The following is a 24,662-nucleotide window of genomic DNA, read 5'->3' on the forward strand; positions in this document are numbered from 1 at the left end:
CGCCAACCCCACCAGGTTTGCAAATGGGTCGGGGGCGGTTGTCGGTGTCAGCCACGATACGGTCTGGTCCAATGTTCCGTGATCGTGCATTCCGGTCAGATCCCACAGGGCCGCAACCGGGACGGCACCATGGTCGGCGCGCAAAATATCGGCCGTTGGGTTCAAAGACCGCAGCCTTGCGTCAAATGCATCTGCTGCGCTGGCGGGCACCAGATCGGTCTTGCTTAGGATCAACAGGTCCGCCATTGCGACCTGCGACACGGCTTCAAATTGACGGTCCAGCGTCGCCGGACCCGTCGCTGCATCGACCACCGTGACAACCCCATCAACCCGGAAGTTGGTGACCAGAAACTGATCCATCAGAAAGGTCTGTAAGATCGGGCCCGGATCTGCGAGGCCCGTCGTTTCGATCACAATACGGTCAAACGTGACCTGCCCCTTGAGCTTGCGCATCAGCAGGTCGTGCAAGGTGCGCGACAGATCGCCTCGAATGGAACAACACAGACACCCCGATTGCATCAAGATCACGTCTTCGTCCACGGCTTCGATCAGGTCATGATCAAGCCCCGCATCGCCAAATTCATTCACCAGCACCGCGATCTTGGGCCCATCCGCATGGGACAGCACATTGTTCAGCAGCGTGGTTTTGCCCGCCCCCAAAAACCCGGTCAGAAGGGTCACGGGATTGCGGGGCGGCGGGGTATGGGTGCTCTTGGTCATCGGGTCGCGGCCTATAATCTATAATGTTATTACATAACATATTGTGGCATGAATTACACAGCAGGGGCAAGAGGGATTAAGGCAGGTAAGTCAGCAGCATGCCGATGCTGATCGCAAAAATCGCAGTGCCCCCGGCGACATGCAAGGTCGCAGAAATAGTCTGCAGGCCCTCTTGGTTGTGCGTGCCGAATCCGGCCAACCGGCGGGCCACCACACCAGAGGTGGCCACAACCATGTTGAACGTCGCAGTTCCCAGCCCCATGGTGATAACCGCCAAGCACCCCGCCGCAAAGGCATCAAACCGCGCGGCGATGACCAAGACAAACAGCGCACCCGTGCACGGCCGCAACGCGATACTGGCAATCAACCCCAGCGTATCGCGGCGCGAGGTCAAGGTGGTTACATCGGTGATGCTGGGGCCGTGGGCGTGGCCGCAACACCCATGTGACGCGTGTTTGGTGCGGTTCATTTTGAAAAACCCACGCAGGCCGCGCAGCGCCAACACCCCCCCGATCATCGCAATCGCGCCATAGCTCGCCGGGGCAAGCCATACTTCGGTGAGGTTGGCCAAATCGCCAGATCCGATTTTTAACAAAAACGACAGCCCGCCGACCAAAAGGATTGCCGTCGCCGCCTGAGCCAAGCTGGACAGGACCGTCAATATGCCCAGCCGTTTCAGAGTCGCGTTGCTGGCAAGCGCCGCACCGCCGATCAGCACCTTACCGTGGCCCGGCCCAAGTGCGTGAAAAAACCCGTATGCCGCCGTCGCCGTACACAGCGCCCAGATTGCCAGCGGGTCCCCCGCCTGAATACCCCGAAGGGCCCCGGCCATGGCGTTTTGAAAGGCGCGTTGTTCTTGGGCCGCCCATCGCTGCAATTCGAACCACGGCACAAGGTGCCACGCGGCGGCACCCACAAGCAAAATACAGACCGCGATGATGCACGCTTTTATCCACATATCAGGCGCACCTCGTCAGAAAAAAGACGTCCGACGTTTTCGTCAGGCGGGGTCTCGTCGCGCCCAAGGGCGGCGAGTTTGTCCTGCAAGGCGCGTTCGGCGGCGTTGGGTTCAAACGGCACAACCTGCGTTTGGCATTCAGGCGGCAGATCATCGCGCCGGGTGTCCGGCAAAATCGTATAGGCGTAGTAAAACGCGGGGTCATACAGGCGCAAAAACGCAGGCTGCTGGTCGATCCTGACGGGGTCTGTCAGCGGCAGGTTAAATGAGATCTCGACCTGGTTGTTTGCATAGACAACGGCGGCGGCCTCAGGGCGCCCCAGCGGGTAATCTTGGCCGGCCACTTCAAAGTAAATGTCGCCCTTGTAGTCCGGGTCCCAGTCGGTTTCACCCGCGATCACCGCAGCGCGGTCTGCATCGTCAAACTGCCCGTCGCCGTCTTTGTCTAGGTCCAGTATGTCGAACAGGACAAGCGTCGTAAATTCATCGTAGGTCCAGGACACCCTTAGCGCGCTAAGCCGCCCGTCACCGTCAAAGATAAACCCGGTGCGGGCGTCCACAAACACATGCGGATGTGCATTGGCAGACCCGCCAATACACATCACACATAACAGTAAGCTCACCAAGATACGCGTCACGAGAGGTCCTGTTTTGGGGGTAGGCTACTACGAGGCAACGGCGTTTACATACACCCCGCCAACGCCGCAGACAAATTCCGGATCAGCTGTGGGTAAAAGGCGGACCCCGGCTCCAGATCAGAGCCCAGCGGATCAAGGGTACCTGTCTGCGCTTGGGTGCCATCCAAGACTGTTCTGACAAGCCCCGGATTGAACTGTGGTTCGGCCAGAACACAATCAACGCCTTCGTTCTTGATCCGACCTTGGATTTCCGCGATCCGCGCGGGGCTAGGATCTGACGCATCGCTAAGCGAAATGGCACCGGATGCCGGCAAATCAAAGTCCACTTCGAAATATTGATAGGCGTCATGGAACACAATGAACTGCCCACCGCGCACAGGGGCGAGCGTGGCGTTCACCTCGTCAATCAGGGTTTCCATTTCAGCCCGCCCGGCGGCTGCATTGGCAAAATAAGCCCCCGCGTTCGCAGGATCAGCGGCAGACAACTGCCCGGCAATAACGTTCAACCACACCATCGCGTTTTGCGGTGACAGCCACGCGTGTGGGTCATGCGCCCCGTGGTCGTGGCCTTCGTGATCGTCATGGTCATCATCATGATCATCGTGCCCGTCGTGGTCATCGTCATGGGCGGCTTCTTTGTGGCCATGGTCATCGTGCTCTTCGGCGTGATCATCATGATCATCGTGGCCGGCTTCTTCATCGTGGTCGTCGTGGCCGTGGTCATCATGATCATCGTCTTCGTGATCATCCTCGTCGCCATGGTGATCGTGGTTATGCGCCTCAAACAACGCGTTTTCGCGAATCGGCAGTTCGTTCGTGCCATCGGCTTCGAGCAGTGCGGTCACAGCGGCGTCTGGCGCCAATGTCGCAATTGTATCAGTCAACCACGGGGTCAGATCCTCCCCGATCCAAAACACCAAATCCGCGTTCTGCAGGGCGCGGGCCTCGGATGGGCGCAGGCTGTATTCATGCGGGCTTGCGCCGGGCTGGATGATCAGGTCAGGCGTGCCAACACCGTCCATGACCCGCGCCACCAATGAATGAACGGGACCGATATCAACCGCAACCTGTGGTGCATCAGCAAAAGCCGTTCCCCCCATCAAAGTAGCCGTCAACGATAGGGCCATTAGCTTTTTAGACATCGGAGTCTCCATGTGATTTTATAACATTTTAGTTCGGATAGTAGAAATGTGATAACATGACAAGAGGTGCCGCTCAAAAGGCCCGCCAAAGTCATAGATCACGCCCCGCAGCGGCTACATTACGCCGCCATAGGCTGTCATTTCCACCGTTTGTCGCGCCGTAGAAACGTTGAAATGCGCGGCGTCGTGCCGGTTTCGGGGCGCGAGCGCGTGCGCAAAACCGGTTGTTCGGATCCGGGTTTTTGGCTCTCGCGCAGCACGATAAACAGGCCGCTGGCGATGATGATACATGACCCGGCAATCGTGTTTACGTCCGGCGTTTCATTGAAAAACATCATGCCATAAAAGGACGCCCACAGGATTTGGGAATACTGCATGGGGGCCACAACGACGGCTTCACCCGTGTTGTAGGCCGCAATAAGAAACCGCCCTGCTGTCCATGCGAACAAGGCGATGACGCCCAATTTTCCGAGATCTTCCAACGGCATAGGTTCGTAGACCAGCGGCAGCAACATAGCCATCACGATACAGTTGGCCATCATCGGATACAGCATTATCACGACAGACCGTTCTTCGCGCCCGATCTTGCGCACAATAATCGATGCAAACGACCCGCAGATAGCCGAAACAAGCGCCGCAAGGTGCCCCAGTTCTAGATCTGTCTGTCCGGGCCGCAACACCACCAAAACACCGGTTAGGCCCACGCCAACGGCGACCCAACGTTGCCAATGCACCTGTTCGCCCAAAATCGGGATCGCCAGTATGGTGATCAGCAGCGGGGCGGCAAAGAGGATGGCATAGACCTGCGCCAACGGCAAAACTGAAAACGCATAAAACGCACAAAACCCGGTGACGACGGCCGCCGCTGTCCGGGCGGCCATCCACCATGGGTGTTTGGGTATCAACGTACCAGTCGTCGCATCGCGCAACAGATAAAGCGTGGCCAACGGAAAGCTGAACAAAACGCTGAAAAACACGATCTGAACGGGCGAATATCCGCCCCCCAGAACTTTGATAATCACATCGTGGCTGGCAAAAATACCAAACGCCGTAAGCGCAAACAGGGCTGCTTTGGTGTTCGAGGTCATGGCTTGCCCATCGCTGTCAGGGTCATAAAAACGATGCCGCCCCGCAGACCACGGGACGGCACCTTACCGCGTTCTATAGACCATATGATGACCCAGAAACACCGGGCCATGCAACACTGCCGGTCAGATATTACAGGCTGGCGTCCAGCGCGCCCAGAATTACGTCACCCATTTGTGTGGTGCTGATCGGGGTGCCGCCTTCTTCGCCCATCAGATCTGCCGTCCGTGCCCCATCAGCAAGCACTTTTTCAATGGCGGCCTCCAGCCGTGCGGCCTCTTCGCCTTGGTCGAACGAATAGCGCAACGCCATCGCAAAGCTCAGGATACAGGCGATAGGGTTGGCCTTGCCTTGGCCGGTGATGTCAGGCGCAGACCCGTGCACGGGTTCGTAAAGCGCGCGGGGCCGGCCGCCGTCAACCGGCGCACCAAGGCTGGCAGAGGGCAACATTCCCAGCGAACCGGTCAACATGGCGGCGCAATCAGACAGGATGTCGCCAAACAGGTTGTCCGTCAGGATCACGTCGAACTGTTTGGGTGCACGCACCAACTGCATCGCGCCGTTGTCGGCGTACATATGGCTCAGCTCAACATCGGGGTAGTCAGCGTCGCGCACTTTTTGCACGACCTCGCGCCACAAGATGCCGCTTTCCATGACGTTGGCTTTTTCCATCGAACACACCTTGTTGCCCCGCCGCCGCGCCAATTCAAACGCCGACCGGGCAACCCGGTCAATTTCACCTTCGGTGTAGCGTTGGGTGTTGATGCCCACGCGTTCGTTGCCTTCCTCAAAAATCCCGCGCGGTTCGCCGAAATACACACCCGACGTCAATTCGCGCACGATCATGATATCGAGCCCCGCGACAATGTCCTTTTTCAACGACGAAAAATCAGCCAATGCGTCAAAGCACTGCGCCGGGCGCAGGTTGGAAAACAGATCCATTTCCTTGCGCAACCGCAACAACCCGCGTTCGGGCTTTACGCTAAAATCCAGTTCGTCGTATTTGGGGCCACCCACAGCACCCAAAAGCACCGCGTCGGCCTCTAGGGCACGGGCCATTGTGTCGTCGTGCAACGGCGTGCCGTGTTTGTCGTAGGCCGCGCCACCAACAAGGTCTTCGCTGACGTCAAAGGTCAGCCCGCGTTTGTCACCAAACCAGCCGATCACACGTTTGACCTGCTCCATGACTTCCGGGCCGATCCCGTCGCCGGGAAGGATAAGAAGGGATGGGTTTGCCATGACGTGTCTCCTGTAAAATATGTTTAGTGCGGCCTACCGTGCGGTCCTGTCAGGGTCAAGCAAACGGTCACGGCCCAGGCGTCAGCGGGCGATATCGACCCACACCAACCGGTGGCGGCTGGCTGCGGTCACCGTCTGGCCCAAAGGTGTGTCCAGATCAGGCCAGATCACACCCGCATCCAGCACGCGCCAATCCACCGATGGCAAAATGTAGTCAACACGCAGATTTCCGGGCACCGGGTCTGTCCAATCGACGGTGTCAAACGGGTCGCCCGTGGCGGTGGTGCTTCCTACGCTTTGTGGTGTGGGGTCTTGCAGCCGGGGGTCGGCCAGCAAGCCATTGATCGCGGATTTGATGCCTTCGCCATCGCGCGGATCTTGATTGAGATCCCCCACCAGAACGAACCGCTCTTGGGGGGGCGTGCCAAATGCGCCCGACAGATACTGCTGCCAAAACACGATCTCATCGTGGTTGCGTTTGCCGTTGCGGTCTTCGGGGCCATCAAATACCGGCGGGCTGCTGTGAAACGTCATGATATGAACCGGCCCGCCTTCGGGCAGCGCAACGGGCACCGCCCAGTGGTTTGTCGTCGACAGCCGTTGAATGGCCTGCGCCTCTTGCGACGGGAACGGGCCGTCTTTGGTCACCGGCAACAGCGCCCCCGGCAGGTCGCGCCACAACATCGCGGTGAAATCTTCCAGTTGATCCAACAAGATAGGGTAGCGCGACAAAATCGCCATACCGCCCTGCCCCGAAAACCGCCCGTAACTTTGGGCATCGCGCGGTTCGCCCAACTTGCCATCGCCATCCATGTCCAACCCGGTTGGCATGCCGGTATTGGGCCGCGCCGAAAAATGATAGGGATAATCAAGCCCCTTCAACCGCAACGCGTCCGTATAGGCCGCCAACGCCGCGCCCGTCAGATCATAGTCAAAGTCCTGCAACACAAGCACGTCGGCCTGCGCCGCAACGATCACATCCAACGTTGCGATGATCTGCGGGTCTTCGCCACGCACGATGTCGCGTAACAGCAACCCCGGCCCCCTGCGCGACAGTTCGGTATTGAACGTGGCAACCCGCAGACTGTCGGCCTGCGCGGCACTGGCCACGACCCAGATCGCAACGCATGTGATCAAAAACCCAACAGCGCGAACGCCCGTATGATCTGGATACCGCAGGTGGGGAAACTGGTGGTTAGAAAAACCCATGTGGCGCGCGTCCAATATTCAGCAGGTGGTGTTACACGCCCAGGCTGTATCAGATCGCAGACCGTTTTGGCCACCGCCCGAATGTCGTATCGAGCGTCGCCCCTGCACGGTGGCGGCCGTACCCTGCCCCACGATGGGGGCAGGATAAATCACGGATCAGACCCAGGGGCGCGCCTGCTCGGCGGCAGCCTCGAACGTATCGATAGAGCTCGCTTTTTCCATGGTCAGGCCGATATCGTCCAACCCGTTCATCAGGCAATGTTTCTTGAACGCATCCACCTCAAAATTAAAGGTCTCACCATCCGAACTGGTCACGGTCTGGGCGTCCAGATCGATCGTCATCCGCGCGTTAGAGCCTTTTTCAGCGTCCTTCATCAGAATATCGACCTGCTCTTGGGGCAGCGTGATAGGCAAGATACCGTTTTTAAAACAGTTGTTGTAAAAGATATCCGCATAAGACGGCGCGATCACACAGCGGATGCCGAAATCTTTGATCGCCCATGGCGCGTGTTCACGCGATGACCCACAGCCGAAATTTTCGCCCGCAACCAGAATTTCGGTCTCGCGGTAGGCGCTTTTGTTCAACACAAAATCGGGGATCTCGTTACCCTGACGGTCAAACCGCATTTCGTCAAACAGGTTAGCGCCAAGGCCCGAGCGTTTGATTGTTTTCAGGAACTGTTTGGGGATGATCATATCCGTATCGATATTGACCAGCGGCATGGGCGCTGCGATCCCGGTGAGGTTATTGAACTTATCCATAATGTATCTCCTTGCTCGCGGTGCGAGGCTTTGGGTACGCGATGTGATCTGTGATCACTGCGCGCGCCTGTTTGGGGCTGGTCCGCCTGCTGCATCCGGGGGCCGGTACAGTCAGGCGATCCATCGCAAAGGTCTGTGCCGCCGTGTCCAGATCCGGGGTAGAAACACCGCATCTGAAACCAGCGCACATATGCATCACATCATGTCCCGGACATCGGTGAGCTTGCCGGTGATGGCAGCCGCCGCGGCCATACCCGGTGACACCAGATGCGTGCGCCCCTTATAGCCCTGACGACCTTCAAAGTTGCGGTTCGACGTTGATGCGCAGCGTTCGCCTTCGGCCAATTGGTCGGGGTTCATCGCCAGACACATCGAACAGCCCGCAAGGCGCCATTCAAACCCGGCCTCTTTGAAAATATCGGCCAGCCCTTCTTCTTCGGCTTGCACCCGGACGAGCCCCGAACCGGGAACGACCATCGCGCGCAACCCGTCTTTGATCTTTTTGCCCTTCAGGATCTCGGCAGCCGCCCGCAGGTCTTCGATGCGACCGTTGGTGCACGACCCAATAAAGACGGTGTCGATTTCCACGTCAGACAATGGCGTGCCCGGCGTCAGACCCATATAATCAAGCGACCGTTGCGCCGCACCGATTTTACCGCCCTCGAAATCCTCTGCCGCAGGGACATTGGCGGTGATGGGCAAAACGTCTTCGGGCGAGGTGCCCCATGTGACAACGGGCGCGATGTCTTCGCCTTTTAGGGTGACGACCTCGTCCCACGCGGCGTCATCGTCAGAAAACAGCGTTTTCCACCACGCCAATGCCGTTTCCCACTGGGCGCCTTTAGGGGCGTGCGGGCGGCCTTTGCAGTATTCAAACGTCGTCTCATCCGGCGCGATCAAACCGGCGCGCGCGCCGCCCTCAATGGCCATGTTGCAAACCGTCATGCGGCCTTCCATCGACAAATCGCGGATCGCTTCGCCGCAATATTCGATCACATAGCCCGTACCACCAGCGGTACCCGTGGCCGCGATAACCGACAGCGTGATGTCTTTGGCGGTCACACCGGGGCGCAATTTGCCGGTGATCTCGACCTTCATGTTCTTTGATTTCTTCTGGATCAACGTTTGCGTCGCCAGCACGTGCTCGACCTCAGAGGTGCCGATGCCGTGGGCCAGGGCGCCAAAGGCCCCGTGGGTCGCAGTGTGCGAATCGCCGCAAACGACGGTCATGCCCGGCAAGGTCCATCCCTGTTCGGGCCCGACAATATGCACGATCCCCTGACGCACGTCAGACACCGGGTAATAATGGATACCGAATTCCTTGGCGTTGGTATCAAGTGCGGCCACCTGAACGGCCGAATCCGGCGTCATGTTGGTGGGGTCTTCGCGGCCAGGTGTTGTGGGCACGTTATGGTCCGGCACCGCGATGGTTTTATCGGGGGCACGCACCTTGCGGCCCGTCATGCGCAGACCTTCAAAGGCCTGCGGCGAGGTCACTTCGTGCACCAGATGGCGGTCGATATACAGCAAACACGTGCCGTCATCCGCTTCGTGGGCCACGTGGGCATCCCAGATTTTATCGTAAAGCGTCTTGGGGGACATAGGTCCTCTCCCGTCAATTGAAATGGTCAGATAAAGGTGGCGCGCGACGTTATAGTCGCGCCAGCGCGGTATGGGTCACCCCAAAAAAGCGTTCGCGCAGCCGGGCGCGGTCGTCCATATCCACGATGCGTATCATAGGGACCAGATACAGCGATGCGCGCCGTGCTGCAAGGGTTGGCCGCTTGTGAGCCACCGCCGTCTGTGCAAGTTTCGCGCAAAAGGAGCCCCCATGGAGCCAACAGACGAACCTTTTGCCGCCGCATTGATGTCCGTTGACGAGATCTGGTTCCTTTTCGTCAGCTTTTTACAAAGTATCATCACCCCCGGTTGGCGACAGAATCAGGTGCTGATCGTGATTGGGCTGGCCGCAGTGTGCTACCTGCTGCACGCGGTGTCGTGCCGTGTCATTGACCGTAACGTGCGTGCCCGCGAGGGCTGGTCGAAATGGCAGCTGCGCATCATCGTGCAGATCAAACGGCGCATGGGGCTAATCTGGTTTGCGGTGCTGGCGGGCACGCTCTATGCGGTCATGCAGCAGATCACATGGCCGTCACGGTCTTATTTTATCGGGCTCGCCGCGACGCTGGCGTTTGTCTGGACGGGCATCGCCTATGCCGCGCAGTTGGTGCGCAACCGGTTTATGCGCCGGCTGGTCACCTGGGCCCTGTGGATCTACGCAACGCTCTATTTTGTTGGCGTTTCCGATGAAGTATCCACGTTTTTGGATGGGCTGGCGCTGGATGCGGGGGATTTCCACTTTTCGGTGCTGACGTTGATCGTTGCGGCCGTGGTAATCGGTGCGTTTTTCACCGTCGCACGATTGATCAGCGCAACCACCGCCAGTCGCATCCGCGCCAACGAAGATATCAGCCCATCCATGCAGGTGCTCGCCGTCAAGGCGGTGCAGATCACGCTCTACGGGTTTGCGTTTTTCATGGGCGTCAAGGCCGTGGGGATCGACCTAACCGGGCTTGCCGTGCTGTCGGGAGCGATTGGTGTGGGCCTCGGGTTTGGCCTGCAAAAAGTGGTCTCTAACTTGGTGTCTGGCGTTATTATCTTGCTGGATAAATCGATCAAACCGGGGGATGTGATCTCGCTGGGCGAAACATTTGGCTGGATCAACGCCTTGGGCGCGCGCTACGTCAGCGTGGTCACCCGCGATGGCAAGGAATACCTGATCCCCAACGAAGACCTGATCACCGGGCAGGTGGTCAACTGGTCGCATTCCGACGAATACGTGCGGCTCGATATCTTTTTCGGCACCTCCTACGGCTGTGACCCACATGAGGTGCGCAAACTGGCAACCGAGGCCGCCGCCAAGGTGGATAGGGTGTTGTCGCACCCCAAATTGCCCGTGTGCCATATCGTAGGCTTTGGCGACAGTTCGGTCGACTACATCCTGCGGTTCTGGATCAAGGACCCAACGGGCGGGCTGACCAATATCCGGGGCAACGTGTATCTGGCGCTATGGGATGCCTTCAAGGCGCATGGCATCTCTATCCCGTTCCCCCAACGCGAGGTCCGTTTGTTGGGCGACCAACCGCCCCCTGCCGCCGATTAATCAAGAATATCTTAACCAGAACCCTGTCATTGAAATAGTGCACAGGTCTTGTTATCTTGGGCCTACCCCAGCGCCGGGGGTCCGGCGGCGCGTTCAAAGGAGGACAATGTCCTGTCTATCCATGCTGACGCAGCCGATGCTGCTCAAAACGGCTCTGCGGTGATGGCCATCGCGACCGATACATCCACAAGCGACCAGGTGCTGGCGACCGTTTTGTCATCTCTTGCAGACGACAAGGCCGAAGACATCGTGCAGATTGACCTGCGCGGTAAAACGGCCATTGGCGACTACATGGTGATCTGTTCGGGGCGGTCCACCCGTCAGGTGTCTGCGATTTCTGAAAAGCTCGCGCAGAAGGTCAAAGACGACTATGGCCGCACCGCCAAGATGGAAGGCAAGGACACCGGCGATTGGGTGTTGATCGATACTGGCGATGTGATCGTGCACGTCTTCCGCCCGGAAGTCCGCGAATTCTATCAGCTGGAAAAGATGTGGCAGCCAATGTCTGGCCCCGAAAGCGCAAACAACTGACCGCCCAAGCGGCGTGTGAGTGACCTATGCGTGTACATATTATAGCGGTCGGGCGTTTGCGCGCCGGGCCGGAAAAAGATCTCATTGATGACTATCTCACCCGGTTTGACCGGTCGGGTCGGGGCCTTGGCCTTGGGCCTGCGCGCATCGTCGAGGTGGACGACCGCAAAGGCGGCGGCATGGCCACCGAGGCCCCGTTGATCCGCCGTGCGCTGCCTGACGGGGCGGTGTTGGTGGCGATGGACGAACGCGGGCGGCTCGAAAGCTCGCCTGATTTTGCGCAACGGCTTGCAGGGTGGCGCGACGCAGGGCGCGGCGATGTGGCCTTTGTGATCGGCGGCGCCGACGGGATCGACCCTGCGCTGCGGTCACAGGCGGATTTTGCACTGTCTTTCGGCAAAATGGTCTGGCCGCATATGTTGGTCCGGGTCATGCTGACCGAACAGATGTACCGCGCGGCATCTATCCTTGCAGGGGCCCCCTACCACCGCGCCTAGGTTTGGGCTTGTGCCTCGATTTATTTTCCGGCCTTGTACCCCCTGAACCTGTCTGGGAGACCCCGCACATGACCACCTGGCCCGAACCCTTTTCTGTCAAAGGCACGCATGTCGCATTGGTGCCATTGTCGCAGACGCACCACGATGATTTGGCCGAGGCAACCGCAGACGGTGACCTGCACACCCTGTGGTACACGACAGTTCCAGACCCCGCAGGCATGGCCGCCGAAATCGACCGCCGCTGTGCGCTGGATACTATGTTGCCTTTTGCGATCATCGATGCCGCAACGGGCAAAGCCGTCGGCATGACGACCTACATGCATATCGACGCCCCAAACCGACACATTGAAATCGGCTCTACGTGGTACCGCAAATCGGTGCAGCGGTCGCCCTTGAACACCGAATGCAAGCTGCTGTTATTGCAACATGCGTTCGAACAGCTGGACTGTATCTGCGTGGAATTCCGCACCCATTTCGTCAATGTGCAAAGCCGCCGGGCGATCGAGCGGTTGGGCGCCAAGCTGGACGGTGTATTGCGGTCGCATATCATTTTGCCAAACGGGACAGTGCGCGACACGGCGTTGTATTCGATTATCGCCAGCGAGTGGCCCAGCGTAAAGGCGAACCTTCAATGGAAACTCAAAAGTCGCTAGCGCAGGGTAACCGTCGCGGTTTGCGGGTTCCAGCCACCGGGATTGTCACGCGCCTGCACCTGCACCTGCGTGGTGCCTTCGGGAAGACGCACGCCCGACAGTGACCGCGTAAAAGGCTGTTCTTCGACGTGGGGGTGCGCCAATTCGCGGATCGCGATCTGGTTGCCCTGCATGTCGAGGATACGCCAGGCATCGGCGTAATGATCCCAGCCAGTATCGTCGTGCGAAATGGTGACGTCAAACCGCCACGTGTCGCCGGTCTTGCGGGCTTTGACATTATCGACCTGAGGCGGGCCTGCAAAGGCAGGCGCGGCGGCCACAACAATGGCGAAAAATATGATCTTTATAAATCTGGCAAGCACAACGAGACCTCTCTGTCCCGCCTAACTTAGGCGTTCAGCAGGATTTTACGAGAGACAGATGCAAATTCTCTGCGCCAGATCACGGTGACTGTGATGAGGGAAGCACAGATTAGCGGGATCGGCCCCGCCAGCCACGCCGCCGACGCCAGTGCAAAATACATAGACCGAAGCCCACGGGTAAAACTGCGCCCCCCTGTGATACTGATCTGTGCGGCTTGTTCGGCACGCTGAAAGGCCTTGGGGTGGTCGGGGTTATTGGGCACCGCCCCCATCAACACCGCGCAATAGCCAAACAGCCGACTGGCCCAGACAAATTTCAAAAACGAGTTGGTAAGAAACAGCGTCAGCACCATCAGTTTGAATTCCCAGACAATTGTGGGGTGATCAAACAGCGTGATTTCGGCGGCGACATTGGCCAGACGTTCGGCATTGCCCATAACCGCCAGCGCACCCCCAATGGCGATCACTGTGGTCGAGGCGAAAAACGCGGTGCCTTGCCGCAGCGTATTGAGCACCTGTGCGTCAAAGATACGCGGATCACGGGTGACCATCTGGCGCATCCATTCCTGCCGGTACCCCGCCATGATGCGCGACGTCGACACCCGTTTGGCCGACGGATGTTCCACCCGCCAACCGATCGCGCCCCACAACATAAACAGCAGCGCCAACGCGACGTAATCCAGCGGTTGAAACAACGAAAGTCGGTCTATGAATGTCATTGAGCAGGCATGGCAGGTCCGGCAAAACTTGCCAATGGGTGAAATTTATCATTTTCGCCTGTGACGCGCACGGCCCACCATCGCCGTCTGTGTTGTATATTCGTATCGCATTTCGGCGCGGTCAGCGGATGAGAATTGGGACTGGCACGTCAGCGTCGATTGTGTGCACAGTTGGCCAACGGGACCAGACGACAGGCGCGGATCAATGGTTGCGGGCCTGCGCCGCAATTTGGCCGCATCCGTATTGTAATCTACTGCGACATTTGAACGAGGGCGGCGGCATGCGAATTAAACTGGGGCCTGTCGTTTTAGCACTGTTCATGGCCACGCAGGCCAGTGCTCAAGACCCCGCCCAAGACGGGCACCTACAGTCACTGGACGTAGGCACCCAAGCCAAAGACTGGGAAGCCGTTGGCCGTTTAGACATTGGCGGCGAAGGGTTTTGCACAGGCGCCTTGATCGGGCCGAATTTGGTCCTGACGGCGGCGCATTGCCTGTATGACACCATCTCTGGCGCGCGGATCAACCACGAAACCGTGCAGTTTCTGGCCGGGTGGCGCAATGGGCGTGCGTCGGCCTACCGGCAGGTGCGGCGGGCCGTGGTGCACCCCGACTATACCTACAACGCGCAGGTGTCTTCCGAACGGGTGCGCAATGATGTCGCTCTGCTGGAACTTGATCATCCGATCCGCAACACCACCATCGAACCCTTCGACACCGCGCCACGCCCCAGCACAGGCGCCCATGTTGGGGTGGTCAGCTATGCCCACGACAGGGCAGAGGCACCGTCCCTGCAAGAGGTTTGCACCGTGTTGGGCCGCCAACAAGGCGTTTTGGTGACCTCCTGTTCGGTTGATTTTGGATCCTCCGGCGCGCCGATTTTTGTGTTTTCCGACGGGCGCGCGCAGATCGTATCGGTGGTGTCTGCCAAGGCAGAAGTAAATGGCAACAATGTGTCGCTGGGCACCGCACTCAGTGCCCCGCTGCAGGTCCTTCAGGCCGAACTCGACGCGGGCAAGGGAGTGTATCAAACCACACCGCCCATTGCCGCCCGCGTGCGTGTTGGCGAGGGGCGTGGGAGCACCGGTGCAAAATTCGTCCGGCCGAAAAACTAGCCGCGGCGGTCTGTGCGGCCGCCTGCGCGCGCAGGTCTTGAAAGCGATAAATTGATCCCCACATCTGGTATGTTCGGGGTGCCTATTGAGGGCCCCGGCATCAACCATTGCCGGTTTGTGTCCCTATCGGAACTGCCGGCGCGTGATCGCTCTAAAGAGGATAACACCATGCGTACATATGATTTTGCACCGCTTTACCGGGCCACCGTTGGGTTCGATCAAATCGCAGATTTGATGGATAGGGTCCTGACAACCGAGGGCGCGCAGCCGTCCTACCCCCCCTACAACATCGAAAAGCTAGACGACGACACCTACCGGATTTCCATCGCCGTTGCCGGGTTTTCTGATGCAGACCTCAGCGTCGAGGTCCGGGAAAACGCGTTGATCGTCGCGGCCAAAAAGGTCGAAGATGACACTGCCCGCAGCTACCTGCACCGCGGCATTGCGACCCGCGCGTTTGAGCGCCGGTTTCATCTGGCGGACCACATGCACGTGACCGGCGCGGGGCACGTAGACGGTATGTTGAACATCGATTTGGTACGCCAGGTGCCCGAAGCACTAAAGCCACGCCAGATCTCGATTTCGTCGACGGATCGGATCGAAAAGGGCGTGACTGAGCCCAAATCCGTCAACTAAACCCCTTCGATAAAGACCTTGGGCGCGGCTTGACGGCGGCGCCCATTTCTATGTCTGCAAGGCATGTTGGAACAGACCCCGTGATCAAAGTCGCCCAAAGACAGATCGCAAGATGTGCTCTAACGCGGTGGCGTCCGTCGCGGTGAACGCCGCAGGTTGATTGCTATCAATATCGAACACCGCGATGACATCCCCCGCACCGTTGAACACCGGCAGCACCACCTCAGACCGGGTGGAACTGGCGCAGGCGATGTGCCCGGCAAAGGCCTCTACGTCGGGCACCAGCTGCGTCTGGCCGGTGCGCGCTGCGGCACCACAAACGCCCCGCGAAAACGGGATCACCAGACAGCCGTGGCCACCCTGATACGGCCCGATCTTTAACATTTCGGGGTCTGTGACGCGGTAAAACCCCGTCCAATCAAAACGCGCATCCGCGTGATGCACCTCGCAGGCAACCGTCGCCATCAACGCGACCGCGTCGGTTTCGCCCTCTGTCAGCGCAAGGATTGTTTTGGTTAGGTGGTCGTAGTCCAACATTATAGATGTCTCTTATTACGCCATATTTCTAGTTAGGTGCGTTCGATTGCGATGGCGGTACCCTCGCCGCCGCCAATGCAAATCGCCGCCACACCGCGTCTCACATCCCGCCGTTCCATCGCGTTGAGCAACGTCACCATGATCCGCGCGCCAGACGCGCCGATAGGATGCCCCAACGCGCAGGCCCCGCCGTGCACATTGACCCGCGCGTGATCCAACGCCATTTCCCGCATGAACGCCAAAGGCACCACGGCAAAGGCCTCGTTGATCTCCCACAGATCCACGCTGTCTTTTGTCCACCCGATCCGGTCCAGCAGCTTTTGCGCGGCGGGCACGGGTGCGGTGGTGAACAGGCCGGGCGCTTGCGCGTGGCTGGCATGACCCACGATCCGGGCACGCCGCGGCCCCGTATGCGCCCCTGATACGATCACCAACGCCGCCGCCCCATCCGAGATCGACGACGCATTCGCCGCCGTCACTGTGCCGCCATCGCGAAAGGCCGGTTTCAGTTGGGGGATCTTATCGGCGCGGGCCGCACCGGGCTGTTCGTCAGCGTTGATGGTGGTGCTCCCCTTGCGGGTCTTGACCTCGACGGGTGCGATTTCCGCGTCAAATGTGCCGGTGTTTTGCGCCTCAAGCGCACGGCTGAGGGACGCCAACGCATAGTCATCCTGAACCGCGCGGGTGAATTGGAATTGTTCGGCGCAATCTTCGGCAAAGGTGCCCATCAACCGGCCCGTCTCATAGGCATCTTCGAGCCCATCGAGAAACATGTGATCCACCACCTGACCATGCCCCAACCGCGCACCGCCACGCATTTTAGGCAATAGGTACGGCGCGTTACTCATGCTTTCCATGCCGCCGGCGATCACCACATCAGATTGCCCCAAAGCGATCTGGTCAAAGGCCATCATCGCCGCGCGCATCCCCGAACCACACATTTTATTCAACGTGGTAGCGGGCACCTGCTGCCCCAAACCACCCTTGAAACCAGCCTGCCGCGCGGGCGCCTGACCTTGCCCCGCCGGCAAAACGCAGCCCATCATCAATTCGTCGACCTGTGTGGGTTTTGCCTCGGCCAGCGCGGCTGCAATCGCAGCGCCGCCCAGATCAGAGGCCGTCAAACCTGCGAAATCCCCCTGAAAACCGCCCATCGGCGTTCTGGCAGCGCCAGCGATAAAAACGTCACCCATGTGTTTGCCCCTGTTTCATGCCTAACCGATTCGTAACACTTCCCGGATAAACGAAAGACTGCAACTCAGTCGGGCATATATAATGCGCATCACCACCAAAACAGAAGAGCAGTTGCGCATTGTGTCAGTTCTTATGGACCGGATCGATGCGGCAGTCGCGCTAGAGTTCAAAGACGCCGTCCGGCATGAGATAAAAGGCGGGTCAGAAACCGTTATTTTGGACCTCAGAGAAGTACAATTCATCGATTCAAGTGGGTTAGGCGCCATCGTAGCCGCCACAAAATCCATCGGGGCGGACCGCAAGATGGCCTTGGCCGGGCTAACCCCCACCGTCGCGCGGGTCTTCGCACTGACCCGGATGGACACCGTCTTTAATGTGTTTTCAACCTTGGACGCTGCGGTGGCAGATATGAGATCGTGACCACCTCGCATCATCCGGTCGTGCTTGTGCCTGCGTTTACGATCTCTCTCGACAGCACCCCGATGGCCGTCCGCGATGCGCTCGCGCAGGTGCTGGTAGGCCTGCGCCCTCTCGCGTTGACGGCCCATGACACCGGCACAGTCGAGCTGGTTCTGGCAGAGGCGCTGAATAATGTGGTCGAACATGCGTATCCCCAGTCCGGGCCGACCGGGCGGATCACACTTACCTGCACGCACGCGGTTGATGGTCTCGACATACGGATCGCAGATAAGGGCACACCGATGCCTAATTTGGCGATGCCGGTGGGCCAATCCGCCAACATCAACGTCGCATTACAAGACATGCCCGAGGGTGGTTTTGGGCTATTTATCGTTCAAAGCCTCGCAAAAAATATACAATATCAAAGAGTTGATGGCGAAAACTCACTAACCATGCATCTTGAATTCGCCCAAAATCACGCCGACGCACACGGGTAATTTGCCCGACACGGCCTCAATTCGCCATCATTCTTCCCCTAAACCGCCTAGTTGCCATCATATTAACGCCTTGTTCTTCTCGCATAATACAAGGGTAGCTTGATACAGCTTCCCTCGACGCCGCGTTTAATAGCCCCCACCCAGTTCGCGGTGTCGAGGAATTTCCCCCACATACAGTTCGTCCAACCATGGACATTGTCGCGCGCGCCGTTACGTTGCGAAAAAACGCTGCAAGGGGGTTCATATGCGCGATTTTCACCTTCCAGGACGCTCGCCGGTCTTTGCGACCAACGGCATGTGCGCCACATCGCATCCGCTGGGGGCGAAAACAGCCATCGACATACTCGAACGCGGCGGCAACGCCATGGATGCGGCCATCGCAGGGGCATTGGTTTTGGGCATTTGCGAACCGCAAATGACAGGCATCGGCGGCGACTGTTTTGTGCTGTGGCAACAAGGTGACGGCGATGTGCAGGCGCTCAATGGATCCGGGCGCGCGCCAGCAACCCTAGACGCCGCCCAATTGCGTGCCGCGGGGGACCAAACCGTCGCGCTGCGCAGTGCGCATTCGGTAACGATCCCCGGTGCGATAGACGCGTTTTGCCACCTCTCTGAAATTGTTGGTAAAATTGGCCTCGATGCGGTTGTGGCTCCGGCTATTTCGGCGGCTGAAAACGGTGTGCCTGTCGCCCCGCGCGCCGCGTTTGATTGGGGTCAGGATGCTGCAACATTGCAAGGGAAGGCGCGTGATTTCTACCTGATGGACGGCGAGGTCCCGGCGGTTGGCCAGATCTTCCGCGCACCCGGACAGGCAGATGTTCTGCGCCGTATCGCAAAATCAGGCAGAGCCGCTTTTTACGAAGGCGAAGTCGCGCAAGATATGATCGACACGCTAAACGCCATCGGCGGGCACCACACTGCCGCCGATTTTGCCAATGCTGCCGCGACACACACCACTCCTGTCTCTGGTGCGTATAAAGACATCGACGTCGTCGAACATCCGCCCAACGGGCAAGGCGCGACAGCTTTGTTATTGCTAAATATTTTAGCACAATTTGACATCGCAGCAATGGATCCTTTTGGCGCAACCCGCACGCATATCGAAGCCGAAGCTGCGAAATTAGCCTATGATGCGCGCAATCGTTTTCTGGCGGACGCCGACTATACCACGCGCCTTGATCACATGCTCAGCATGGACACGGCCAAGCAACTCGCGGCGCTGATTGACCCGAAAAAAGCGATGGCGCAGGCCACATCTATTTCGGAAAGCGTGCACAAAGACACGATTTACATCACCGTCGTCGACCGCGATGGGATGTCTGTGTCGTTAATTTATTCGATCTTTCATGGCTTTGGGTCAGGCATCGCCTCTGATAAATTCGGCATCCTTATGCAAAACCGCGGCGCGGGTTTTACCCTCGAAGAGGGCCACCCCAACGAGCTAAAGGGCGGCAAGCGCCCCATGCATACGATTATTCCCGGCATGGTGCGCCGCAATGGCAAGGTCATCATGCCGTTTGGTGTCATGGGCGGCGCGTACCAGCCCAATGGTCACGCGCGGTTCGCGTCTAACCTGGTCGATTTTGGCATGGACCCGCAAACTGCAATCGACGCCCCCCGTGCGTTTTCGGACAACGGGAACATGAGGGTTGAGCGCGGCTATTCCGACCAAACCCGCCAAGATCTGTCTGATATGGGGCACAACGTGTCCATTCCCGATGTTCCGATCGGCGGCGCTCAGGCGATTCTCATGCGCGAAGATGGCGTTCTGGAAGGCGCAAGTGATCCGCGCAAAGATGGCTGCGCCTTGGGCTATTGACGATCAGGCAGGTGGGCCTTCGGGCCCGCCACCCCCTAGTTCAACTGAAAATGCAGCGGGTAGGTGCCATCTTCAAACGGCCCGAACAGGTCTGGGATGTCGGGGTGATCCACAGGTTCGCCCGAATAATCCGCCACTAAATTCTGCTCGGAAACATACGCCACGTAATAGCTTTGGTCATTTTCGGCGAGCAGATGGTAAAATGGCTGGTCTTTCACGGGGCGGCTGTCTTCTGGGATCGCCTCATACCATTCTTCGGTATTTGCAAACTCAGGATCCACGTCAAAAATGACCCCTCGGAAGGGATGCTTCTTATGCCGAACAACTTGGCCAAGATGGTATTTTGCACGCGTACTTAACATCACAACCAAGCCCCATATCGAACCCATTTAGACGGTTCAAGTAGGATTTGTCCAATTATTGCCGACGGTTTCAGGGAAACAATCTGTGATGAGACCGCCAACAATCCCAAGCCGCCCCAGACAGGTCCAATTTGCGCCGGGATCTGTCGAAAAACGCGATAAACTCCGCCATTTGGCGATAAATCGTGATTTCCCAAACCGGTATTTTCAGCTAAGCTGTTTCAAAATAAAAATACAAAGCGAGAGGCCAATGAGCAGAACCCTTCGCGCGATGATACTGGTTGGTCTGGTTGCCTCTTGCGGGAGCAGTCAGGGCACTGCGCCACGGCATCTAGATGATGCGTGCAGAATAGCCAGCGAGCGCCCCGAGTATATAAAAGCGTTCCGGAAAACCGAACAAAAATGGGGGGTGCCCGTGCATGTGCAAATGGCCACCATCCACCAAGAAAGCAGGTTCATCTCGAACGCGCGCACCCCGCATCGGTATGCGTTGGGTGTGATCCCCATGGGCCGTGTATCAAGCGCCTACGGCTATGCGCAGGCGTTGGATGGCACCTGGGAAGACTATAAAAAAGCGACCGGAAAGCGGTTTGCCCGCCGCGACAGGATCAGGGACGCGTCGGATTTCATGGGGTGGTACATGGTCACCAGCCGATCCAAAAACGGCATCCCACTAACCGATACGCGCAATCAATATCTGGCCTATCACGAAGGCCACACCGGATATGCGCGGCGCAGTTACAACCGCAAGTCGTGGCTTTTAAACGTGGCCGGAAATGTGGATGCCCGCGCCAACCTGTATCAGGCCCAACTGGCTACCTGCAATTTACGGTAACGGCTGTCTCAACGATCCCGGCTGCGCAATGCGGTGCCGGGATCAAACAAGCTGTTTTTCAAGTCCAGCCCCGTTTCAAGCGTGTCCAAAACAACGGTGGTTTGGACACCGGTGGCGTCATTGATCACCCATTGTTGCAGCCTGACAGGGTCGCCCGCGAAATGCATTTGGATGGTCCCATAGTCTGCGTTCTTTGGGTCTTGGGCGGTCACGATCGTCGATGTGCCGTCAAATTCGTGACCCACAACCATACGCGCCTGCCCCAGATTGACCCGCCGCGCCAAGATCAAAGACAAGGGCGTCCGGCGCAGGGGGTAGGTTTCTGGCGGCTGGTTTGACTTTTTATCAATGATCACAACCGCATTGGCACTGGCCAAGACAAGCGCTTGTTCGGGTGGGTCATATTCGAACCGCATCCTGCCCGGACGGCTGATATAGAGAATGCCCGAACTGGTTGATCCGTCACCGTTGACCTGAGTGAAGGTGCCGCGCGCTGTCGTTAGGCCGTTGAAGTAGCCCGATATTTCGGACAGCGTCAGCTTGTCGGCCTGCGCTGACCCCGCCGCGAACAATGTCAGGCATGTGACCAAAACGGCCGAAAAGAGGGACTTCATAAAACGCTCCTTGCGCCACCAATATCTTATGCCACATAGGGCTGACGGGGTTGTTATACGATATGCAGCGGCGACTTGCCGCTGCATATCGTTGCCATCGCAAGGGAAACGCACAGACCGTCAGGCTTGTTCCGGCACCAGTATTTCGCGCTTGCCGACGTGGTTGGCGGGTGACACCAAACCTTGATCTTCCATCTGCTCGACCAAACGCGCGGCTTTGTTGTACCCAATGGCCAATTTGCGTTGGATATAGCTGGTGGAACATTTGCGATCCTTGATCACAACCTGCACGGCGGTGTCATATAGCGCGTCTTCGCTGTCGGTATTGCCGCCTAGCCCCAGCACCAGATCAATGTCGTTTTCTTTGTCATCAGACGGCCCCTCGACCACGCCCGAAATATAATCGGGCGCGCCGTATGCCTTGAGATGGTTGACGATTTCTTCGACCTCTTCGTCCGATACAAACGGCCCATGACAGCGCGTGATCTTGGCGCCCCCCGCCATATACAGCATATCCCCCATGCCCAGCAGTTGCTCGGCGCCCATTTCGCCCAAAATCGTACGGCTGTCGATTTTCGAGGTCACCTGAAACGAAATCCGCGTTGGGAAGTTGGCCTTGATCGTACCGGTGATCACATCCACCGACGGGCGTTGTGTCGCCATGATTAGGTGGATCCCAGAGGCCCGCGCCATTTGTGCCAGACGTTGGATGCAGGCTTCGATCTCTTTGCCCGCGACCATCATCAGGTCGGCCATTTCGTCGACGATCACCACGATATAGGGCAACGCCTCGGGTGTGTTTTCTTCGGTCTCAAACACCGGTTCGCCGGTCTCGTCGTCAAATCCAGTTTGCACCGTGCGGGTGAACATCTCGCCTTTGGACAGCGCCTCGCGGACACGGCCGTTGAAGCCTTCGATGTTGCGCACGCCCATCTTGGACATCTTGCGATAGCGTTCTTCCATCTCGCCCACGACCCATTTCAGGGCCACAACCGCCTTTTTAGGATCTGTTACCACAGGCGACAGCAGATGTGGGATGCCGTCATAGACGCTCAGCTCCAGCATCTTGGGGTCGATCATGATCATGCGGCATTCTTTTGGGCTTAGCTTGTACAACAAGCTTAGGATCATCGTGTTGATCGCCACGGATTTCCCCGAACCGGTTGTCCCCGCGATCAGCAAGTGCGGCATCTTGGCCAAGTTTGCGACCACAGGGTCACCACCGATATCCTTGCCCAAAGCCAGCGGCAGGCTCATACGGCTGTCGCCAAAATCGCGCGCAGCCAGGATTTCACGCAAGACCACCTTTTCACGGGTGTCGTTGGGCAGTTCGATCCCGATCACGGACCGACCCGGCACAGTCGACACCCGCGCCGACAACGCCGCCATCGACCGCGCGATGTCGTCTGCCAAGCCAATCACGCGGCTGGCTTTTAGGCCCGGCGCCGGTTCAAGTTCGTACATCGTGACAACAGGACCGGGGCGCACAGCGACAATTTCACCTTTGACGCCGTAGTCATCCAATACCGATTCCAACATGCGCGCATTTTCTTCCAACGCGTCATCGCTGAGCTGCAAGCGCGGCACATCCACGGGGTTCTCCAGCAAGTTCAGCGGCGGCAATTCGAATCCGGGATGCGAATCGTCAAAGGACAGTGTGGGCTCTGCTTCGGCCTGCGCGCGGACCGACGGTTGCACCGGTTTGCGCACAGGTTGCTGCACAACGCGGCGCGGTTCGGCAACGGGAACCACAGGGGCCGCAGGAACGGCAGGGGCGATCGGCGCCACAGGCACCGCGGGGGCCTCGGGCACAGACCGTTCGACCAGCGGTTCGACCGTGTCCAGCTCAACAGGTGCGGGCGGAATGGCCGATGCCCCCGTCAAAGGCGGCTCGGCGCGCATCCCATCGGTGTCCAACACCAGCGCATCGGGCCCACGCCCCCGGCCACGGGTCAACGGCGTAGAGGTCGTGGTTTGCACGGGTTTGCTGGTGCGCGCGCGCGACCTGATAACATCCGCAATACGCGCCCTGATCCGGTCTTCGCCGGGCGCATCATCTATGTCCACGACCATATCGGCCTCAACCAATTCGGGTTCTGGCAAGGGGTCGGCGCGTTTGACCAGACCCGGCATGCGTGCAAACAAGCCCGTCTTTGGCTCTTGTCGCTCGTCTTGAAAGGCGGGTGCGTCGTCGGCAGGGGCCACTTCGGTGTGAATGGCCTCCAGCGCCACGGCGGCGGCACGGGCTTCGCGCATCTCGGCGCGGCGTTCTGCATGGCGCGATGAAATCGAATGCGCCGTGGCCAAGGCACCGCTGGCACCACGCCCCAACAGCGCCATAAGGCCTGCGTAAATGATCACGATACCCACCAAAAGGAACCGCCCAACGCGCATCAATTCGGGCCGGGTGAACCCCGTCACAAACGCGCCAAAGACCAAGATCCCTATCGCCATCACCACGGACATCAGCTTGACCGTGATCGTCGATCCTATGGGCAGCATGGTCAGCAACGCGCCCATGACTGTGTCGCCAAACAGCCCCCCCAAACCAAAGCTATGCGTGTCCAGCCAGTTGCCATCCGGCGACAGTGTCGCTGCATATATAGACCCAAGCGCAATGGCGATCGGTGCGAAAATCAGCCGGCCAATCGCACGGTCTGCCCCTTGGTGCAGCGCAAACCGCAGCCCCCAAGCGACCAGTACAATGCCGATCCCCCAGGCGCCCCACCCGACAATCATAAACAATGGCGACGCCAAAGATGCCCCCGGACGACCCAGCCAATTCTGAACCGGTGCGTCGGTGGACACCATCCAATTGGGATCATCCGGCGTGTACGACGCGATCATTGCGCAGGCCATGAGCCCCAGTGCAATCAACACAAGGCCAAACAGTTCCTTGCCGCGCTTTTCAACTGCTTCGGCCATTGAACGATCCAGCAATGGATCGCGTCCACGTGTTTGATATGCCATGCTCA

General features: G+C 58.6%; 26 protein-coding genes. 10 read left to right on the forward strand and 16 right to left on the reverse strand.

Annotation, left to right across the window (positions count from 1 at the left end):
• The 9 genes from ABJH13_RS16315 to leuC all read right to left on the reverse strand — a co-directional run.
• The coding region (locus tag ABJH13_RS16315) for a GTP-binding protein (protein WP_348407272.1) at positions 1-720 on the reverse strand (720 nt) is incomplete at its 3' end.
• A gap of 76 nt (positions 721-796) precedes the next feature.
• Positions 797-1,678: a hypothetical protein gene (locus tag ABJH13_RS16320; protein ID WP_348407273.1), complete on the reverse strand. Its 882-nt coding sequence runs from the start codon at positions 1,676-1,678 to the stop codon at positions 797-799.
• Complete coding sequence (locus ABJH13_RS16325) at positions 1,669-2,316, reverse strand: DUF1007 family protein (protein WP_348407274.1); 648 nt, start codon at positions 2,314-2,316, stop codon at positions 1,669-1,671. The genes ABJH13_RS16320 and ABJH13_RS16325 overlap by 10 nt, the downstream gene beginning before the upstream one ends.
• A 44-nt stretch (positions 2,317-2,360) precedes the next feature.
• On the reverse strand, positions 2,361-3,458 hold the full coding sequence (locus ABJH13_RS16330; RefSeq protein ID WP_348407275.1) for a zinc ABC transporter substrate-binding protein: 1,098 nt from the start codon (positions 3,456-3,458) through the stop codon (positions 2,361-2,363).
• 137 nt (positions 3,459-3,595) lie between these two features.
• Positions 3,596-4,546, reverse strand: coding sequence for a DMT family transporter (locus tag ABJH13_RS16335; RefSeq protein WP_348407276.1), 951 nt, complete (start codon positions 4,544-4,546; stop codon positions 3,596-3,598).
• A 130-nt stretch (positions 4,547-4,676) separates the two neighbouring features.
• Positions 4,677-5,783 carry a 3-isopropylmalate dehydrogenase gene (leuB, locus tag ABJH13_RS16340; RefSeq protein WP_348407277.1) on the reverse strand — a complete coding sequence of 369 codons (1,107 nt, stop codon included), beginning with the start codon at positions 5,781-5,783 and terminating at the stop codon, positions 4,677-4,679.
• An 81-nt stretch (positions 5,784-5,864) separates the two neighbouring features.
• The gene (locus tag ABJH13_RS16345) at positions 5,865-6,992 is read right to left on the reverse strand and encodes an endonuclease/exonuclease/phosphatase family protein (RefSeq protein ID WP_348407278.1); all 1,128 of its coding nucleotides are present in this window, start codon (positions 6,990-6,992) and stop codon (positions 5,865-5,867) included.
• 156 nt (positions 6,993-7,148) lie between these two features.
• On the reverse strand, positions 7,149-7,754 hold the full coding sequence (gene leuD, locus ABJH13_RS16350; protein ID WP_348407279.1) for a 3-isopropylmalate dehydratase small subunit: 606 nt from the start codon (positions 7,752-7,754) through the stop codon (positions 7,149-7,151).
• 195 nt (positions 7,755-7,949) lie between these two features.
• Positions 7,950-9,356, reverse strand: coding sequence for a 3-isopropylmalate dehydratase large subunit (gene leuC / locus ABJH13_RS16355; RefSeq protein WP_348407280.1), 1,407 nt, complete (start codon positions 9,354-9,356; stop codon positions 7,950-7,952).
• Positions 9,357-9,621: 265 nt separating this feature from the next.
• Here leuC and ABJH13_RS16360 point away from each other — a divergent pair, with 265 nt between their 5' ends.
• The 4 genes from ABJH13_RS16360 to ABJH13_RS16375 all read left to right on the forward strand — a co-directional run bounded on the left by ABJH13_RS16360 (position 9,622) and on the right by ABJH13_RS16375 (position 12,598).
• Positions 9,622-10,917, forward strand: coding sequence for a mechanosensitive ion channel domain-containing protein (locus ABJH13_RS16360; RefSeq protein ID WP_348407522.1), 1,296 nt, complete (start codon positions 9,622-9,624; stop codon positions 10,915-10,917).
• Between the two features lie 162 nt (positions 10,918-11,079).
• Complete coding sequence (gene rsfS / locus ABJH13_RS16365) at positions 11,080-11,448, forward strand: ribosome silencing factor (RefSeq protein WP_348407523.1); 369 nt, start codon at positions 11,080-11,082, stop codon at positions 11,446-11,448.
• A 26-nt stretch (positions 11,449-11,474) separates the two neighbouring features.
• Entirely contained in the window at positions 11,475-11,945 is a 471-nt protein-coding gene (rlmH, locus tag ABJH13_RS16370; protein WP_348407281.1) for a 23S rRNA (pseudouridine(1915)-N(3))-methyltransferase RlmH, read from the forward strand.
• A 68-nt stretch (positions 11,946-12,013) separates the two neighbouring features.
• Positions 12,014-12,598, forward strand: coding sequence for a GNAT family protein (locus ABJH13_RS16375; RefSeq protein WP_348407282.1), 585 nt, complete (start codon positions 12,014-12,016; stop codon positions 12,596-12,598).
• On the opposite strand, the gene ABJH13_RS16380 is transcribed toward ABJH13_RS16375, so the two are convergent.
• Both ABJH13_RS16380 and ABJH13_RS16385 read right to left on the reverse strand, forming a co-directional pair.
• Complete coding sequence (locus tag ABJH13_RS16380) at positions 12,595-12,960, reverse strand: hypothetical protein (RefSeq protein WP_348407283.1); 366 nt, start codon at positions 12,958-12,960, stop codon at positions 12,595-12,597. The genes ABJH13_RS16375 and ABJH13_RS16380 overlap by 4 nt on opposite strands.
• 26 nt (positions 12,961-12,986) lie before the next feature.
• Positions 12,987-13,679: a DUF599 domain-containing protein gene (locus ABJH13_RS16385; protein WP_348407284.1), complete on the reverse strand. Its 693-nt coding sequence runs from the start codon at positions 13,677-13,679 to the stop codon at positions 12,987-12,989.
• Between the two features lie 320 nt (positions 13,680-13,999).
• Between ABJH13_RS16385 and ABJH13_RS16390 the strand changes: the two genes are divergently transcribed.
• Together ABJH13_RS16390 and ABJH13_RS16395 are read left to right on the forward strand one after the other, a co-directional pair.
• Positions 14,000-14,794: a trypsin-like serine protease gene (locus ABJH13_RS16390; protein ID WP_348407524.1), complete on the forward strand. Its 795-nt coding sequence runs from the start codon at positions 14,000-14,002 to the stop codon at positions 14,792-14,794.
• Between the two features lie 168 nt (positions 14,795-14,962).
• Positions 14,963-15,430 carry an Hsp20 family protein gene (locus ABJH13_RS16395; RefSeq protein ID WP_348407285.1) on the forward strand — a complete coding sequence of 156 codons (468 nt, stop codon included), beginning with the start codon at positions 14,963-14,965 and terminating at the stop codon, positions 15,428-15,430.
• Positions 15,431-15,514: 84 nt separating this feature from the next.
• On the opposite strand, the gene ABJH13_RS16400 is transcribed toward ABJH13_RS16395, so the two are convergent.
• Both ABJH13_RS16400 and ABJH13_RS16405 read right to left on the reverse strand, forming a co-directional pair.
• The gene (locus ABJH13_RS16400) at positions 15,515-15,970 is read right to left on the reverse strand and encodes a GAF domain-containing protein (RefSeq protein ID WP_348407525.1); all 456 of its coding nucleotides are present in this window, start codon (positions 15,968-15,970) and stop codon (positions 15,515-15,517) included.
• A 29-nt stretch (positions 15,971-15,999) separates the two neighbouring features.
• Positions 16,000-17,160 (reverse strand): acetyl-CoA C-acyltransferase, encoded by a 1,161-nt coding sequence (locus tag ABJH13_RS16405; protein WP_348407286.1) that lies wholly within the window; start codon positions 17,158-17,160, stop codon positions 16,000-16,002.
• A gap of 82 nt (positions 17,161-17,242) precedes the next feature.
• On the opposite strand from ABJH13_RS16405, the gene ABJH13_RS16410 reads away from it, so the two are divergent.
• The 3 genes from ABJH13_RS16410 (at position 17,243) to ABJH13_RS16420 (ending at position 19,876) form a co-directional block, all read left to right on the forward strand.
• Complete coding sequence (locus tag ABJH13_RS16410; protein ID WP_348407287.1) at positions 17,243-17,581, forward strand: STAS domain-containing protein; 339 nt, start codon at positions 17,243-17,245, stop codon at positions 17,579-17,581.
• The gene (locus ABJH13_RS16415) at positions 17,578-18,057 is read left to right on the forward strand and encodes an ATP-binding protein (protein WP_348407288.1); all 480 of its coding nucleotides are present in this window, start codon (positions 17,578-17,580) and stop codon (positions 18,055-18,057) included. Before ABJH13_RS16410 ends, ABJH13_RS16415 begins: the two co-directional genes overlap by 4 nt.
• Positions 18,058-18,301: 244 nt before the next feature.
• The gene (locus tag ABJH13_RS16420; RefSeq protein WP_348407289.1) at positions 18,302-19,876 is read left to right on the forward strand and encodes a gamma-glutamyltransferase family protein; all 1,575 of its coding nucleotides are present in this window, start codon (positions 18,302-18,304) and stop codon (positions 19,874-19,876) included.
• A 35-nt stretch (positions 19,877-19,911) separates the two neighbouring features.
• Here the strand turns inward: ABJH13_RS16420 and hspQ are convergent, their stop codons facing one another.
• Positions 19,912-20,238 carry a heat shock protein HspQ gene (gene hspQ / locus ABJH13_RS16425; RefSeq protein ID WP_348407290.1) on the reverse strand — a complete coding sequence of 109 codons (327 nt, stop codon included), beginning with the start codon at positions 20,236-20,238 and terminating at the stop codon, positions 19,912-19,914.
• A gap of 250 nt (positions 20,239-20,488) precedes the next feature.
• Here hspQ and ABJH13_RS16430 point away from each other — a divergent pair, with 250 nt between their 5' ends.
• Positions 20,489-21,073: a lytic transglycosylase gene (locus ABJH13_RS16430; protein ID WP_348407291.1), complete on the forward strand. Its 585-nt coding sequence runs from the start codon at positions 20,489-20,491 to the stop codon at positions 21,071-21,073.
• Positions 21,074-21,081: 8 nt separating this feature from the next.
• Here ABJH13_RS16430 and ABJH13_RS16435 read toward each other — a convergent pair whose 3' ends face one another.
• Together ABJH13_RS16435 and ABJH13_RS16440 are read right to left on the reverse strand one after the other, a co-directional pair.
• A complete protein-coding gene (locus ABJH13_RS16435; protein WP_348407292.1) occupies positions 21,082-21,687 on the reverse strand; it encodes an outer membrane lipoprotein carrier protein LolA in 606 nt (201 codons plus the stop codon).
• Positions 21,688-21,807: 120 nt separating this feature from the next.
• On the reverse strand, positions 21,808-24,657 hold the full coding sequence (locus tag ABJH13_RS16440) for a DNA translocase FtsK 4TM domain-containing protein (RefSeq protein WP_348407293.1): 2,850 nt from the start codon (positions 24,655-24,657) through the stop codon (positions 21,808-21,810).
• Between the last annotated feature and the right edge of the window lie 5 nt (positions 24,658-24,662).

This window comes from Roseobacter sp., assembly GCF_039970775.1.
In the GTDB taxonomy this organism is placed as follows: Bacteria; Pseudomonadota; Alphaproteobacteria; order Rhodobacterales; family Rhodobacteraceae; genus Roseobacter.

What these genes read in the sequence shown, in the direction of transcription:
- leuC (WP_348407280.1), bottom strand. Translation starts at nt 9,356, where the DNA reads ATGTCCCCCAAGACGCTTTACGATAAAATCTGGGATGCCCACGTGGCC.
- ABJH13_RS16330 (WP_348407275.1), bottom strand. Translation starts at nt 3,458, where the DNA reads ATGTCTAAAAAGCTAATGGCCCTATCGTTGACGGCTACTTTGATGGGG.
- ABJH13_RS16440 (WP_348407293.1), bottom strand. Translation starts at nt 24,657, where the DNA reads ATGGCATATCAAACACGTGGACGCGATCCATTGCTGGATCGTTCAATG.
- ABJH13_RS16335 (WP_348407276.1), bottom strand. Translation starts at nt 4,546, where the DNA reads ATGACCTCGAACACCAAAGCAGCCCTGTTTGCGCTTACGGCGTTTGGT.
- ABJH13_RS16360 (WP_348407522.1), top strand. Translation starts at nt 9,622, where the DNA reads ATGTCCGTTGACGAGATCTGGTTCCTTTTCGTCAGCTTTTTACAAAGT.
- ABJH13_RS16410 (WP_348407287.1), top strand. Translation starts at nt 17,243, where the DNA reads ATGCGCATCACCACCAAAACAGAAGAGCAGTTGCGCATTGTGTCAGTT.
- ABJH13_RS16320 (WP_348407273.1), bottom strand. Translation starts at nt 1,678, where the DNA reads ATGTGGATAAAAGCGTGCATCATCGCGGTCTGTATTTTGCTTGTGGGT.
- ABJH13_RS16430 (WP_348407291.1), top strand. Translation starts at nt 20,489, where the DNA reads ATGAGCAGAACCCTTCGCGCGATGATACTGGTTGGTCTGGTTGCCTCT.
- ABJH13_RS16395 (WP_348407285.1), top strand. Translation starts at nt 14,963, where the DNA reads ATGCGTACATATGATTTTGCACCGCTTTACCGGGCCACCGTTGGGTTC.
- ABJH13_RS16345 (WP_348407278.1), bottom strand. Translation starts at nt 6,992, where the DNA reads ATGGGTTTTTCTAACCACCAGTTTCCCCACCTGCGGTATCCAGATCAT.
- ABJH13_RS16385 (WP_348407284.1), bottom strand. Translation starts at nt 13,679, where the DNA reads ATGACATTCATAGACCGACTTTCGTTGTTTCAACCGCTGGATTACGTC.
- ABJH13_RS16435 (WP_348407292.1), bottom strand. Translation starts at nt 21,687, where the DNA reads ATGAAGTCCCTCTTTTCGGCCGTTTTGGTCACATGCCTGACATTGTTC.
- rsfS (WP_348407523.1), top strand. Translation starts at nt 11,080, where the DNA reads ATGGCCATCGCGACCGATACATCCACAAGCGACCAGGTGCTGGCGACC.
- ABJH13_RS16420 (WP_348407289.1), top strand. Translation starts at nt 18,302, where the DNA reads ATGCGCGATTTTCACCTTCCAGGACGCTCGCCGGTCTTTGCGACCAAC.
- rlmH (WP_348407281.1), top strand. Translation starts at nt 11,475, where the DNA reads ATGCGTGTACATATTATAGCGGTCGGGCGTTTGCGCGCCGGGCCGGAA.
- leuD (WP_348407279.1), bottom strand. Translation starts at nt 7,754, where the DNA reads ATGGATAAGTTCAATAACCTCACCGGGATCGCAGCGCCCATGCCGCTG.
- hspQ (WP_348407290.1), bottom strand. Translation starts at nt 20,238, where the DNA reads ATGTTAAGTACGCGTGCAAAATACCATCTTGGCCAAGTTGTTCGGCAT.
- ABJH13_RS16405 (WP_348407286.1), bottom strand. Translation starts at nt 17,160, where the DNA reads ATGGGTGACGTTTTTATCGCTGGCGCTGCCAGAACGCCGATGGGCGGT.
- leuB (WP_348407277.1), bottom strand. Translation starts at nt 5,783, where the DNA reads ATGGCAAACCCATCCCTTCTTATCCTTCCCGGCGACGGGATCGGCCCG.
- ABJH13_RS16390 (WP_348407524.1), top strand. Translation starts at nt 14,000, where the DNA reads ATGGCCACGCAGGCCAGTGCTCAAGACCCCGCCCAAGACGGGCACCTA.
- ABJH13_RS16375 (WP_348407282.1), top strand. Translation starts at nt 12,014, where the DNA reads ATGACCACCTGGCCCGAACCCTTTTCTGTCAAAGGCACGCATGTCGCA.